The 14,605-nt window shown below is 49.2% G+C and carries 11 protein-coding genes; 10 read left to right on the top strand and 1 reads right to left on the bottom strand.

The features are described 5' to 3' along the window. The 10 genes from DXD65_RS18650 to DXD65_RS18605 all read left to right on the top strand — a co-directional run bounded on the left by DXD65_RS18650 (nt 1) and on the right by DXD65_RS18605 (nt 13,231). The gene (locus DXD65_RS18650; protein WP_035449316.1) at nt 1-1,296 is read left to right on the top strand and encodes an ABC transporter permease; all 1,296 of its coding nucleotides are present in this window, start codon (nt 1-3) and stop codon (nt 1,294-1,296) included. A 159-nt stretch (nt 1,297-1,455) separates the two neighbouring features. Further along, nucleotides 1,456-2,121, top strand: a complete 666-nt coding sequence (locus DXD65_RS18645) for an ABC transporter ATP-binding protein (RefSeq protein ID WP_005831162.1) — start codon at nt 1,456-1,458, stop codon at nt 2,119-2,121. 54 nt (nt 2,122-2,175) lie between these two features. Further along, the gene (locus DXD65_RS18640) at nt 2,176-3,450 is read left to right on the top strand and encodes an ABC transporter permease (RefSeq protein ID WP_005831160.1); all 1,275 of its coding nucleotides are present in this window, start codon (nt 2,176-2,178) and stop codon (nt 3,448-3,450) included. 15 nt (nt 3,451-3,465) lie between these two features. After that, nucleotides 3,466-4,725 carry an FtsX-like permease family protein gene (locus tag DXD65_RS18635; RefSeq protein ID WP_057258692.1) on the top strand — a complete coding sequence of 420 codons (1,260 nt, stop codon included), beginning with the start codon at nt 3,466-3,468 and terminating at the stop codon, nt 4,723-4,725. A 41-nt stretch (nt 4,726-4,766) separates the two neighbouring features. After that, a complete protein-coding gene (locus tag DXD65_RS18630; RefSeq protein ID WP_005837414.1) occupies nt 4,767-5,390 on the top strand; it encodes a GIN domain-containing protein in 624 nt (207 codons plus the stop codon). 52 nt (nt 5,391-5,442) lie between these two features. Further along, on the top strand, nt 5,443-6,741 hold the full coding sequence (locus tag DXD65_RS18625) for an ABC transporter permease (protein WP_005831154.1): 1,299 nt from the start codon (nt 5,443-5,445) through the stop codon (nt 6,739-6,741). Nucleotides 6,742-6,772: 31 nt separating this feature from the next. After that, entirely contained in the window at nt 6,773-8,011 is a 1,239-nt protein-coding gene (locus DXD65_RS18620) for an ABC transporter permease (protein ID WP_008664742.1), read from the top strand. A 6-nt stretch (nt 8,012-8,017) separates the two neighbouring features. After that, nucleotides 8,018-9,250 (top strand): ABC transporter permease, encoded by a 1,233-nt coding sequence (locus tag DXD65_RS18615; RefSeq protein ID WP_057258693.1) that lies wholly within the window; start codon nt 8,018-8,020, stop codon nt 9,248-9,250. 36 nt (nt 9,251-9,286) lie between these two features. After that, nucleotides 9,287-10,534: an ABC transporter permease gene (locus DXD65_RS18610; protein ID WP_005831148.1), complete on the top strand. Its 1,248-nt coding sequence runs from the start codon at nt 9,287-9,289 to the stop codon at nt 10,532-10,534. Between the two features lie 93 nt (nt 10,535-10,627). After that, nucleotides 10,628-13,231 (top strand): PAS domain-containing sensor histidine kinase, encoded by a 2,604-nt coding sequence (locus DXD65_RS18605; protein WP_057252808.1) that lies wholly within the window; start codon nt 10,628-10,630, stop codon nt 13,229-13,231. On the opposite strand, the gene DXD65_RS18600 is transcribed toward DXD65_RS18605, so the two are convergent. Next, nucleotides 13,232-14,467, bottom strand: a complete 1,236-nt coding sequence (locus DXD65_RS18600) for a fucose isomerase (protein WP_005831144.1) — start codon at nt 14,465-14,467, stop codon at nt 13,232-13,234. Nucleotides 14,468-14,605: the final 138 nt, after the last annotated feature.

Raw genomic sequence — 14,605 nt, 5'->3', positions numbered from 1 at the left:
ATGTTTAAGTTAATATGGAAGAATCTTTGGGCGCGCCGCCGCAAGAACGGATGGTTGTTGGCCGAATTGATATTGGTGAGTATCATCAGTTGGGTTGTATTGGACCCGGTGATTGTGGTCACGCACGATCGTAATATCCCGTTGGGCTATGATGCGGAGCGGCTTTGCCTCATTTCATTGGGCGCATTGCAGCCCCAGGCACCGGGATACGATGCCGAAGCGCAGGACTCTGCTACGTTGGTGGACAACTATTATAATTTGGTGCGTTATGTCAAGGACTTTGACGGTGTGGAATCGGCCACTCCCGTGCTGGGATTCTGTTATCCCAATTCTTCGGGAAGTTCGAATAGTCAATTGTTTGCCGAAGGGGATACGATTCCCTTATCTATTATGATGATACAATTTTTGCCTCATACGAACTTTTTCGATACGTATGGTTTCCGTTCCGGTAAGGGGCGGACACCCGGACAGCTGTCCGACTACGCCTATGCCCCGAATGACATTGTACTGACGGAGAATGCTGCCGAACAGTTGTTCCATACCAAAGACGCGCATGGCAAACGCTGTATAAGCAGAGACCATGGAGATACCTTGTACATGCCGGTTGTCGGTACGATAGGAGCCATGAAGATGTATAGCGAGTGGCGTCCCGTCCCCGTTGCATTTATGCCGATGCTTACCATCGATACAAGTTATATCCCTGAAAGTGCCCATATCCTGGTACGTCTCAAAGAGGGTGTCAGCATGGAGCGTTTTCTGCACGATTTCCGTCCCTGGATGGTGAAGGAGATGAGGCGGGGTAATCTGTTTGCCCGTAGTGTCCGTTCCTATGAGCAGATTATAACGGAGAGCGAAGCCAGCAATTCCACACCGATTTACCGCCGTAATCTGGCGATGGCGGCTTTCTTCCTGGTGAATCTTTGCCTGGGTGTCATCGGTACCTTCTGGTTGCAGACACGTACGAGGCGCGAGGAAGTGGGAGTGATGCTGTCGTTCGGAGCTACACGTAGTGACATTGTCCGCCTGCTGATGGGCGAAGGCACGGTATTGACCGTGGTCGCTTCACTGACTGGTTTTCTGCTTTATTTGCAATATGCACTGAAAGAAGGGCTGGCCAAAGGACAGAATTGGGTGGAGAGTACAGAGAGCTATTGGGTGTCGGATTTCACCTCGCATTATCTGCTCGTGTCGCTCGTCATCTTTCTGATACTGCTGGTGGTAGTGTTGGTGGGAATCTATATCCCGGCGCGCAACATCAGCTGCATTCCACCTACGGAAGCCCTGCGTGACGAATAGATGAAAACGGACAAAGTGTTCATTTTCGGACACCTTACTGCATGTATAAATAGCAGATAATCAATGATAAACGGTTTTGGCACAACTTTTGACCTCTTGAAGCAGAAATTGTGCGGAATAGAAACGGAACAGAATAATAACAATTAAATACTTACCATTATGATTAAGTTAACTGGCATCAACAAGATTTATCGTACAAACGAGATTGAAACCGTGGCATTGGAAAATGTAAACCTCGAAGTGAACAAGGGAGAATTTCTCAGTATCATGGGACCCTCCGGTTGTGGAAAATCTACGTTGCTGAACATTATGGGTTTACTGGATGCACCTACCAGCGGCACCATCGAAATAGCCGGTACGAAAGTGGACGGCATGAAGGACAAGGAGCTGGCTGCTTTCCGTAACCAGAAGCTGGGTTTTGTGTTCCAGTCTTTCCATCTGATTAATTCGCTGAATGTGCTGGATAATGTGGAGCTGCCTTTGCTGTATAGAAAGGTGTCTGCCAAGGAACGCCGTCATCTGGCGGAAGAGGTATTGAAGAAGGTCGGTTTGAGCCACCGCATGCGTCACATGCCTACACAGCTTTCCGGCGGTCAGTGCCAGCGTGTAGCCATTGCCCGTGCCATTATCGGCAACCCGGAGATAATCCTCGCCGATGAGCCCACCGGTAACCTGGACTCCAAGATGGGTGCCGAAGTCATGGAACTGTTGCATCAACTGAACAAGGAAGACGGACGTACCATCGTGATGGTGACCCACAATGAAGAGCAGGCCAAACAGACCTCACGTACCGTCCGCTTCTTCGACGGACGTCAGGTGGAATAATTACTGCTTAACAGCCAACTGTCAACTATTAATTATCAACTATCAATAAATGAAATGCAAACCGTAAGACAAGCTTTTACAATCTTGAAGCAGAATCCGCTGCTAAGTACGATTTCCATATTGGGTACGGCCTTTGCTATCACCATGATTATGGCTATTGTGATTACTTGGCAGACAAAATATGCTGACTTGGAACCGGAAGTGAACCGCAGTCGGTGTCTTTACTTTTCCGCTATGCACGTATACGACAAGGAAAAGGACGGCAATAATAATTGGAGTAATCCTTCGGCGGCATTTATGAAAGAATGCGTGCAGCCGGTGCCCGAAGTGGAATACTGTACGGCATTTTCCCCAGCCGGTTTGTCGTTGGCTTCGTTGACTGACGGTAACAATCGGGTGAAAGTGGATGCTATGCGGACAGATCCCGACTTCTGGAAAGTGTTCAGCATGCAGTTTCTTGCCGGACGCGGCTTCAGCGAAGCCGACCGTGCTGGAGAAAGCAAGGCTGTAGTAGTCTGTGCGTCTGTAGCGCGGAAACTGTATGGAAGTACAGATGTAGTGGGACAGGAATTCCTGCTGAACCGGGAACTTGCACGTATCGTGGGAGTGGTGAAAGATGTTTCCGTCACTGCTAAGGATGCATACGCACAAGTGTGGGGTATGTACAGTGCCGACGAACTGAAAATTACCGGAGTCCACAGTTATTTGGGAGGCATGCAGATTGCTGTATTGGCACGTACATCTGATGACTTTCCTGCCATCCGGGAGGGCATTGCCAAGCAGGTGGAACGTGTTAATGCCGGATTGGGCAACAAACAGATAGACATCATGGAACAGCCGGACAATATCGTGGCGCACGTCAACCACGTATGGGCTAATGTAGGGCCAGACTTGACAATGCTTTATCTTCAATATGCCGTAGCTTTATTTATCATTTTGTTGGTACCGTCACTCAATTTGTGTGGCTTGAGTAACAGCCGCATGCAGCAACGTATTACCGAATTAGGTGTACGTAAGGCTTTTGGAGGAACGAAAAGTGTGCTTGTGCGGCAGATACTGAACGAAAATCTGATGTTGACATTACTGGGTGGAGTAGTGGGACTGCTTTTCAGTTATTTGGCAGTATATGCCATGCGTATGTGGCTGTTCACCAATAATCAGAATGTGGGTACGTCGGGCGAGTTCAGCTTGAACATGGAGGCACTGTTTAGTCCGTGGGTATTCCTGCTGGCATTTGTTTTCTGTGTGGTCATCAATCTGTTGAGTGCGGCACTGCCTGCATGGATAGCGGCACGGCGCACTATTGTAGATTCTTTGAATGATAAATAGAAGGAGGTACTTGATATGAAATTTACGATACATAACTTACGTATGATAAAGGCACGCTTCAGCAGTAACGGCTGGGTATTGGCTGAATTGTTCTTGGTATTCATCGTGATGTGGTTCCTCTGTGACTCACTGGGATGCATGAAATATACTTTCTACCGTCCGCTGGGTTATAATATTGAACATGTCTATAAATTATCCACCGTTGTAGGTGGAGAAAGTCGGGATACGAGTCTGACTGATGCCGATAAATATCTGGGTATATTGGCGAAATTGGAACAAGAGCCTTCCGTAGAGGCAGCTGCCCTTTGTTATTGGAGCCTTCCGATGAGTGGCAGTAATAGTTACAATGCGTTGGTTGTGCAAGATACTTCCTGGGTGCAAGGACGCTGTATTTATACGACTGGAGGATATATGGATGTTTTCCGGATAAGTGAGGACCCGCGTCACCCGTTCCGGGACACTCCCGCAGGATGGAACAATGTGACACTGAGTAATGCCGCTTTTGAACGTTTTTGTAAGAAAATGCCGGAGTTTTCGCAGACTACGCCGTTAGGTAATGGTGATTCTGTTACAATCATCAAGCAGATGGGGAAGACCGGTGCTTTCCGTTCCTATCGTTATGGAGTTGAGGAACCTTGGTTCTTTTATCATTTGGGAGAGAATATGATTAAGGCAGAGTTTGCCGACAATTGGTCGCAGATTGTTTTCCGCGTGAAGCCTGCTGCCGACGGACCGGATTATCGGGAGAAGTTTCTGCGCGAAATAGCGCCTAAACTGGACACGGACAATGCGTTTGTGGCAGATGCCGCTCCCTATACTGAACAACAGTTGCAGTTCGAGGTGATGAATGGCGATACGGATAAGGTGAACAGTCAGGCTGTGGTGGTGCTCTTCCTGCTGGTGAATGTATTTTTGGGGTTAATAGGCACCTTCTGGTTCCGTACTCGCCGCCGCCGTTCGGAGATAGCTCTACGGATGACGATGGGCAGTACGCGTGGCGGTGTGTTTCGTTTACTGATAGGTGAGGGGTTACTGTTATTGGCGTTAGTGACATTGCCTGCCATGGTTGTATGCTACAATGTGGGGATGGCGGAATTTACTATAGGACGTACCTCTCTCATATCCACTTGGCCGATAGAGTGGAGTGTGATACGCTTCCTTGCAGGTTCTCTAGGGGCTTGGTTACTGATAGCTCTGATGGTAGTGATTGGAATATGGTTTCCGGCACGGCAGGCTATGAAGATTGAGCCGGCAGAGGCGTTGCATGAAGAGTAGTATGAAAAACAATAGAGGATTAACAATAAAAAAGAAGAAAAATGAAAACTAATATAGTAGGTATTATCATTGCATTGATATTGACATTTGTAGGTATGCTGAGTGTTTATGCACAAGATACCAAAGTGAGTGAAGTGCGCAAAGTGGATGCCTTTTCGTCCATTGAGATAACGTCTGTGGGAACAATTTATTTTACACAGAGTGACACTTATTCTTTCAAGATTGAAGGTAAGGAGAAGCACGTGAAGAATACAGAAACCACAGTGAAGGACGGCTGTCTGCTGATAGGCTTCAAGGATAGGAAAAACAAGAGCATGAGAAATCAGAAAGATGGCGTGACCATTTGGATTTCGGCTCCTGATTTGAAGAAGGTGGAGTTTACCGGTGTAGGGGAGTTCAATTGTGAGAAGCCCTTGAAACTGGATGAGGTGTCATTTGAGGTAAAGGGAGTGGGTGAAGTGAATGTATCCGATTTGACGTGTGACGAGCTGAAAGTTGCTTTGCGCGGAGTAGGTAGCGCCGATATTCATGTAGTCTGCGATTATTTGACTGCCAGAATGAGTGGTGTGGGTGACGTCACTTTGAGCGGAACTGCCGGGCATGCTGACATTTCTAAAGGAGGCATAGGCGGAGTGAATACATGTAACCTGAAGGTGGGCCGTTGAGTAGCGGTAACACCAATCGTAAATAGTAAATCGTCTAATCGTAAATATCAATATGATAAAGCAATACTTCACACAAGCCTGGGCACAGTTGCGGCAGCAACCGATGATTAGTGCCGTCAGCATAGCCGGTACGGCACTTGCCATCTTCCTCATCATGCTGGTGGTGATGATGCAGCAGGTGAAGGTAGCTCCGTTTGCTCCGGAGAGCAACCGCGACCGCTTTCTACATGTGCATTATATGAGCATCACCAACAAAAGCTGGGGAGAGGGAAACAGTTCCAACGGACCGATGGGGATAAAGACTGCGCTTGAGTGCTTCAAATCGCTGAAGACCCCCGAAGCAGTAACGATTTATACCTGTATGGTCATTTCTACCCCCGTGAATCTGCCGGGACAACCTGCAACGGGTATCGACCTGTTGCAGACAGATGATACTTTCTGGCGTGTGTTTGATTTCTCTTTTGTTGCCGGGAAACCTTATGACCAGGCTACATTCGATGCCGGACTACCTGTAGCGGTAATTACGGAAAGTGTAGCGCGCAGGTTATTCCAGACAACGGAGGCTGTTGGTCGCGAATTCCTTTTGAACCATGCTCCTTATACAGTGTCCGGTGTAGTGAAGGATGTTTCTACTTTGGCCAACACTGCCTATGCGCAGGTATGGGTGCCCTATACTTCTACTGAGATAACGAAAAGCACATGGAGTGATGAGCATATGGGGATGATGAGCGTTACCATTCTGGCGAAAAGCCGTGATGATTTTCCCGCTATTCGTGAGGAGACGGAACGCCGCCGTCAGGAGTACGACACTGTAATTGGCGAGAATGGTTATTCGTTGATTTACCGTAACCGTCCTTATGACCAGGAGAAAAATGCCGCAGGAATGGCTGCCAACATCGAACCGGACGTGGACCAGGCACGCAGGCAGCGTCTCATTATCTTCATCATTCTACTGATTGTTCCTGCCATCAACCTCAGCTCGATGACGCAGAGCCGTCTGCGCCAGCGTGTGGCAGAGATTGGTGTGCGCCGGGCATTCGGTTCAACGAGACTGGAACTGATGGGGCAAATCATTGCAGAAAATCTGGTGGTGACATTGCTGGCAGGGGTGATGGGATTGTTGCTGAGTGTAGCATTCGCTTATTTGGGAAATACACTGCTGTTTGCGCAGGAATTCAGCCAGACGCTGAGTCCTCCGGCAGTGGATGCGAGCATATTGCTGCATGGCTCCACCTTTGGCTGGGCGTTGTTGTTCTGCTTTGTGCTAAACTTACTAAGTTCCGGTATTCCCGCATGGCGTGCATCAAGAATAGGGATTGTAAATGCATTGGGCGGACGTTTGCATAAATAACTCCATCACAAAACATTAATCATTGAAGAAAATGACTAAGAAACTTCTTACACAGATAAAGAATGAATGGCTCTCAAACCTATGGTTGGTGTTGGAGTTATTGGTAGTGAGTGTAGTGATGTGGTACGTGGTAGACTATCTCTACACGCGCGCCGCCACCTATCTGGAGCCGAGAGGCTTTAATATAGAGCACTGCTACCTTATAGAGTTGGGGGAACTGACACCCAAAAGTCCCGACTACATAGCCGGGCATACCTCTCAGCAGACCCACGATGACATAGCCGAGTTGTTGGAGCGTCTGCGTCGTCGGCCGGAGATAGAAGCGGTCAGCCTTTCGCAGAATTCGTATCCTTACAACGGAAGCAATTCAGGCGCTGAAGTAAGCTATGACACTTTGCGTTCTCCCGGTTGGACCATCCGCAGGTTAGTGACACCGGACTTTCCCCGTGTATTCCGCTATCGGGGCACGCGTGGCGAGACACCCGAACAATTGGCTGAAATGTTGGAGCGCGGGGAGTTTATGGCTTCGGATAACCTCTACCGGAAATACGACTGCCGGATGACAGATCTCGTAGGCCAGCGGTTCTATCTTTTTGGTGATACTACGAAGACCTACCGGCTGGGTGCTGCACTGCAAAATGTACGCTATCACGATTATGACCAGGCGCGAAGCTCATATTCCATGATGGTGAAGCAGAGTTTCTACTATATCGGTCTCGAACTTTGTGTCCGCGTCCGTGAAGGGCAGGACAATGACTTCATTGAGAGGCTGAAGGCAGACAGTGAGAGCCAGTTCCGCATAGGCAATATCTTCATTTCGGAGATACGTTCTTTCAAGGATATTCGTCGCAACTACCAGCAGGCATGGACCAATGACATCCGTAACTATGTGATGGGTATGGGATTCCTGCTGCTGAACATTTTCCTCGGCTTGCTCGGAACATTCTGGTTCCGTACGCAGCAACGCCGTTCGGAGATAGCACTGCACAAAGCGCATGGAGCGACAGACCGTGCCATCTTCAGCCGGCTGCTTAGTGAAGGGATATTGTTGTTGGCAATTGTCACCCCCGTTGCATTGCTCATCGATTATAATCTTGCACACCTGGAGTTGAACTCCTGGAGGAACGGTACGACGTTGGAGTGGGACCGCCTGCTGCTATGTGCCGCCATCAGCTTTGTGCTGATTGCCCTAATGATTGTCATCGGTATAGGTATTCCCGCCCGAAAGGCCATGAAGGTGCAGCCTGCCGAAGCATTACATGATGAATAGAAAGTTATGAAACAAATTTTAGCTCTTATCCGCCAGAATCCCTTTTTCAGTGCTGTTTCCGTCATCGGTACGGCAGTGAGCATCACCTTTGTCATGGTCATTTACATGGTGTATGACATCCAGACGGCTGACTTGGCTCCCGAGTCGCACCGCAGTAGTATGGTATATTCTTCTTATGGATACTCTTACCGTAAGTCCGACCGCAGCAATTCCAATACGGGTATGTCTTATCGGGCTGTCAACGCTATTTTTAAGGAACTTCCGGGAGCAGAACTTGTCACCTATCTGGGACCTACCTATCTTAGATATTGTGGGGAATCGCCCGCGCGGGGAATGCGCCGTACGGTTCGTCAGGTGGATTTGAACTATTGGCGTGTCTACGATATCCCTCTTGTGGCGGGCCGTCTTTTCAGTACCGAAGAGTTCGATGCTTGCCGGGATGTCGTGGTTATAGGCGAACAGCTTGCTCGCGAAGCTTTCGGGTCTGCCGAAGCAGCCATTGGCAAAAATTATTTTGTCAACTTTCGCCCTAAGCGCATTGTCGGGGTCACCAAGGATGTGAGCTCTCTGTTCACATTTGCCTATGGAGAGTTGTGGATGCCTTATTCCACCCGGGATTCCGGTCTGGGCAGTGAAGGGCTACGGGGAGATTTCGAGGCTGTGGCCCTTGTCAAGCCCGGTGTCGGCAGAGAGGAACTCAAGCGACAGATAGAACAGTCGCTTGCCCGCTTCAACGAGATACTGGTCGAATATGAACTGGAGCTTCCCGACCTCAGCACCTATACGGAACGGCAGTTCTTCCGTAATGACACGATGAGTCCTGCCGTAACCTGCATCATCCTGGGTTTGATATTGCTTATTGTGCCCGCTATCAATGTCAGCGGACTTATATCTTCGCAAATGTCCCGTCGCATGGCTGAGCTTGCGGTAAGGAAAGCATACGGCGCCAGCCGTTCTACCTTGATGGTGCAGTTGCTCCGCGAGAACCTGGCCTTGGCATTTGCCGGCGCATTGCTCGGTTTTCTCTTTTCGTGCATATTCCTATGGCTGGGTAAGGACTGGATGCTTGGCGATGGTGCTCCCGGAACGAATTTTGATGTAAGCGTCTGGCTCTTCCTCCGTCCTGCGGTTTTCGTGGCTGTATTGGTGGTGTGTCTGTTGTTCAACCTGCTTTCTGTGTTTATTCCTGCCTGGCATGCCACCCGTCGCCCTATAGCCGAGGTTCTTGGCGGAGAATGAGCGGATAAACGAATCCCAATTAAAACAGTAACGAGTATGATACATTCTATTTTACACCAGATATGGAACCAGCGCCGCAGTAACGGCTGGCTGTTTGCCGAGCTGTTGATTGTATTTACATTGATGTGGTATTGTGTGGATGTACTCTATGGCTTTGCCCATGCAGAACGGCAGCCTAAGGGGTATGATTTGGAGCATGTCTATAAGATAAGGATTTCCTGCAATCCCACACAGATAGTGCCGTGCACGTCGGAAGACAGCCTGCAGACCTTCTGGTTCAAGCCGATGGAGGAAGTGCTCCGGCGTATCAGGCAATATCCTGCAGTGGAAAGTGCTGCCACGTGGCTGGGTACCGATACTTATACCCGCGGGCGTGTTTACCAGGGGTATACGACGGACAGCGTGCATGTTGTCGAGACTACAGTGCGCTATGTGTCTCCCGAATATTTCGACGTCATGCGCATTCCGCTGTTGCAGGGGAATGTCTCGGATTGGAATTCCACTGCCAGTCCTCTGCCTGCCGTGGTGACCCGTGATTTGGCAGACAGTCTTTTTCAGACAAGTGCCGGGGCGGTGGGCCGCGAGTTTCTGGATTATTACAGCGGAGGTCTCCGTTACCGTGTCTCTGCAGTCTGTGCCTTGCAGAAGACGGATGACTATGCCCGTTACGGACCTTTTGTCCTGACTCCTTTCCCCGGTTGGTTCTATGAGGACCAGTACCTCCCGTTCATCTCCCTACGGATACGTCCGGAGGCGGATACGGATAATTTTGCAGCTCGTTTTTATCAGGATATGATGTCGCAGCTGCAGGTCGCTCCATTCTATCTTTTCGACATACAGAGCTATAAGGACCAGAAGATAGAGCGGGATGCTGCCGAAGGAATCACCCCGTATATCCGCAGCGCAAGGCTCATTGTGATATTCTTTGTTTTCAATGTATTCATCGGGCTGATGGGAACTTTTTGGTTCCGTACCCGCCATCGCCGCAGCGAGATTGCTTTGCGCATGGCCATGGGCAGCAGCCGCGGAAGAATACGCTGGCAATTGCTGGGTGAAGGGTTGCTGCTGTTGGCACTTGCTTCCATCCCCGCTTTGATGATATGTATCAATATGGTTATGGCAGATGTCACTTTTACGGAAGCCACGGATGCCACTTGGGGGAGATTTGTCATATGCGTTTCTATTGTCTGGATATTGATGGCATTGATGGTGATTGCAGGAATCTGGTATCCGGCTTCACGGGCCATGAAGGTACAGCCTGCCGAAGCATTGCACGATGAGTGAGTTTTTTTTGAATAATCTGTGCTCATTCTCAATATAACTTGTATATTTGCGTGACGAATAAGAGTTTTGCGTTGAGTATACAAAATCTATATTATGATGAAACGCCTTTTCTTTCCATTGTTTGCAGGCTTGTTGTGGTTGATGTCGGGAACACTTTCGGCTACGGAACGTACGTACAATGTACTTTTCATACAGTCCTATACAAAAAATACTCCTTGGCACAGCCTTCTGACAGAAAATTTGGAGAACGGACTGGACAAGGGGGGAGTTAAAGCCAATATCACTACTGAATATCTGAATGCCGATTACTGGTCTTTCGCTTCTGAGTGCTTCATCATGCGCCGCATCTGCGAGCGTGCCAGGCAACGGAAAACGGACTTGATTGTGACCTCCAGCGATGAGGCTTTCTTCACATTGACCCATTGCGGTGATTCCCTGCCTTATCAGATACCGGTAGTGGTTTCGGGTATCAAATACCCGGATGAGAGAGTCTTTGAAAGAATGCCCAACGTCTCCGGCTATGTTTCGAAAACGGATTTCGATGTCTTGCTGGATGCGGCTGTCCGCATGTTTCCTTCCCGCAGGGAGTTGGTCTGTCTGTCCGACAGCAGTTTCCTGAGCCTTAAAGGGGTTAAGACTGTGGAGGAATCCTGGGAACGCATAAAGAGCAACTATCCGGAGCATGAGTTGAAAGTGCTGAATGTGCAGGCCAAGTCCTTGAACTCTATCATCACTTCCATTTGCTATGACTACAATGCCTACAAGCATATTGTCATTGCTCCCAAATGGATTCCCTTTCTTTCCTTGAAGTTGAAGGCCCCCGTGTTTACCAGCCAGAACCTGGCTATGACGAACGGTGTTCTGTGTGTGTACGATGCCGTTCCCGGAGAGGATGCCTTTGCCGCCGGCCGGCAGGCTGCAAGTATTTTGAAGGGCAAGTCGCCCGCTTCATTGGGAGTAAAGGACTTTGGGGGCAAGCTACTGTTCGATTACAAACAGTTGCAGTTTTTTCGCGTGAACACGAACCGTGCGGAGAGCAAGGGCATTGTTTTGAATATACCGCTGGTGGAGCGCTACCGTGTCTGGTTCATTCTGTTCTATTCGCTGATTGTCGGGGCATTGGTGCTGCTGGTTGCCTGGCTTTTCCGTGCCAACCGCAGGGAGTCGCGCAAGCGCATACATGCCCAGACCCGCTTGTTGATACAGCACCGCCTGGTGGAGCAGCGCGACGAGTTCGACAATATCTTCTGTTCCATTCGCGACGGCTTGATTACGTATGATACCGACCTGCGCATCCATTTTGTCAACCGTCCGTTGCTACAGATGCTGGGACTTTCTTCCGAGACCTATACGTCCCGTTTCTATGAAGGGCAGATGGCCGGCTCCATTTTTAGGATTTACATGAATGGAGAAAATATCCTGCAGGACTTGTTGAAGAAAGTACGTACCGGCAAGAGCCCTATTCCTATTCCGGAGAAAGCCTTCATGCAGGAGAATCATCAGGGAACGTATTTTCCCGTTTCCGGCGAGGTGGTACCTATCTTTGCCAATGAAAAGATGACGGGAATGGCGATTGTATGCCGCAATATTTCCGAAGAGGAGATGCAGAGGCGCTTTTTCAACATGGCGGTGGAGGAGAGCTCCATTTATCCGTGGCAGTACAACATGCGTATGAACCGCTTCCATTTCCCAGGTGGATTGCTGCGCCGTTTCGGGTATATAGGTGATACGGACTTGCTGACGCGTGATGAGATGGATGCCCTTATACATCCGGAAGACTTGCCGCATACGCGCAGGAATTTTGATGCCATTCTGTTGGGTAATGAAATCAATTCACGGATGAGTTTCCGGTTGAAGAGTGTGGACGGGAGCTATGAATGGTGGGAGTTTCGCAGTACCGCTTATGACGGACTGACGGTTGATACCCCATACATGGTATTGGGAGTATGCCAGAGCATCCAGCGTTACAAGGATACGGAAGAGGCCTTGATTGCCGCACGTGACCGTGCCTTGCAGGCCGACAAGCTCAAATCTGCGTTTCTTGCCAATATGAGCCATGAGATACGCACCCCTTTGAATGCCATTGTCGGCTTCTCGGATTTGTTGAAGGATTTGGACGCTTTTTCTCCGGAAGAGGTAAAGCAGTTCGTCGAAACAATCAACATCAACTGTACATTGCTGCTGGCGTTGATAAACGATATTCTGGACCTCTCGCGCATAGAATCGGGCACGATGGACTTTAAGTTCGGAGCATTCAACCTGGCGTTCATCATGCAGGAGGTCCATGAATCCCAGCGTCTGAGTATGCCTCGGGATGTAGAGCTGCGTATAGAGATTCCGGAAGGGGAAGACAAATTGGTCATCACCGATTCCGTCCGCTTGAAGCAGGTCGTGAACAACCTGATAAACAATGCCAAGAAATTCACGGTAACGGGCAGCATCACCTTCGGCTATGTCACGAACCGGGAAGGATATACCACCATCTTTGTCGAAGACACGGGAAGCGGTATCTCTGAAGACGCCCAGAAACATATCTTCGAACGCTTTTACAAAGAAGACAGCTTTACGCAGGGCGCCGGTTTGGGGCTGAGCATTTGCCAGACCATCGTAGACCGCCTGCATGGTTCTATCTCGGTCTCCTCAGAGTTGGGAAAAGGAACGCGTTTCGAGGTGGTGATACCGGATGCGAACGAGTAATCATTCAATCCGTTTGCAGGCATTGGCTTGCAGGAACTCTTCCAATATATCCTCGTAATTGCCATACAGCATGATGTGGTGGTTGCCCAGCGGTGTCTTGAGGAAATAGTCGGCAGGGGAGTTCATTTTTATCCGCACTTGGGTGCGGCACATATTGATGTAGTTTGTATTCTCAACAAGCGTGCCGGTGCTCAGGTAATATTCGTCCAGGCTTTCGCTTCCGCATTTTACGATGGTTACATCTCCCGTCGGCAGGATTCCCTGAATACCGATGCCGCTTTCCGTCTCAAAATGGTTGCGTATGATGAACTGCTCCGTTTGTGCGATGCCGATGGTGCAGTGTGCCAATATGATTTCATTGGTACGGGCATTTATCATGGAAGGATTGGCCATGAAGGAGTTTTTCCCCGTCAGCACTTTTACGGCCAGCATGGTGAAGACGGATTGTAAATCGCCTTCACATCCGGCAATGATTCCTTCGTCGTTCAGCAAGGCAAGGGCAAGGCAGCCGGTGGTTCCCGTTTGGTCTATCAGGCGGAAGCAGCTGAGGGTAATGGCGCTCAGTCGCTCTTCCTCTACAATCCTCTTGATGGCTCGATACAGCCGCATGGCTTTTATCATGTCTTCGGGGCTTGCCTCTCGGCAGGCAAGCGCTTTTCCTGCCAGTCCAGCGCATGCTTCGCCCACCTCGTCGTCCGTTATCTGTCCGTAGTATTCGTAAATGCGGTCCAATGAGACGTCTGTGTACTCGATACCCCAGCGGCGTTTGGCAAGCAGATAATCCACATTGCTGGCAACGAGCCAGCTGGACGGAGTGCCCATTACGCCGATGCGCATGCCGAAAAGGCTGCGTTGTGCCACGAAATTGCTGTGCAGGACAAAAATACGCTTGATGGTCTCGGGGAGCTCTCCGTGAAGAATCTCGCTTTTCATTCCCCGGCCGCGCAGCCAGGAAGATATTTCGAGAGCGGCGGCCAGTGAGTTCTGCATGCCGTCTGCCAAGAGGATGGCGGGGCGGGGAAGGGATTCGAAATGCTGGATTACCAGCCGTTCCACACCTCCGGTGGCAATGAATATAATACTGAAGTCATCGGGTGATAACTTGTCTATGTCTTTGTAATCAATGAAGTTGACGGTAAAATATTTTTCCAATTCAGTCAATATCACTTCGTGGGAGCTACGGACTGATGCTTGTTTATGCAGTATGGAAGCAAAAGTTATAAGGTTGATGACCATGGTGTTATTTACTATTTGACTATTTACTATTTACAATTGATTCTACTTGGCTCGTTTGCTTTTTCAAAGATACAAGTTTCTGTTTACATATCATAGAGTTTTTACGATAGATAAGTTTTTTAAAGTTTTTATGGTCTT

The organism is Bacteroides sp. 4_1_36 (assembly GCF_003466325.1).
Classification (GTDB): Bacteria; Bacteroidota; Bacteroidia; order Bacteroidales; family Bacteroidaceae; genus Bacteroides; species Bacteroides uniformis.
This window is presented reverse-complemented; position numbering and strand designations above follow the sequence as displayed.